Source organism: Vibrio sp. 811 (assembly GCF_033339195.1).
This window is the reverse complement of sequence record NZ_JAWOUB010001013.1, coordinates 1-505: the sequence shown is the minus strand read 5'-3', so window position 1 is coordinate 505 and position 505 is coordinate 1. Positions and strand designations below refer to the sequence as shown.

At 46.9% G+C, this 505-nt stretch carries 1 protein-coding gene; it reads left to right on the top strand.

Features of this window, described 5'->3' with window-relative positions; translation table 11 throughout:
* Positions 1 to 505 (top strand): universal stress protein UspE (uspE, locus tag R7Q46_RS30640; RefSeq protein ID WP_318078774.1); only part of this gene is annotated, 505 nt, incomplete at both ends.

Sequence of the window (505 nt, the reverse complement as noted above, 5' to 3'; positions counted from 1 at the left end):
GGCACAACCGTCCTTACGAAGCAATCATTGCTGAAGTGTATGCTGGTGGGCACGATCTTCTAATCAAAGGGACACGTAAACACGATGTTTTAGAGTCTGTGATTTTCACGCCGACAGACTGGCATTTATTACGTAAATGCCCTATTCCTGTACTTTTGATCAAGAACTCGGATTGGCCGGAGCAAGCTAATATTCTCGCTTCTGTACACGTGGGGTCAGAAAACCCAACTCACATTGATTTGAACGACGCGATGGTTGAACGCCTCAAAGAGATGTCAAACCGTCTCGATGCTGAACCGTATCTCGTCAACGCTTATCCTGTTACACCGGCTAACATTACGATTGAATTGCCTGAATTTGACCCAACGACCTACACGGATGCGGTTCGTGGCCACCATCTCACCGCAATGAAAGCATTGAGACAAAAACATGGCATCGACGAAGAACAAACCATCGTAGAACAAGGTTTACCAGAAGACGTCATTCCTGCAGCAGCGGAGCGATT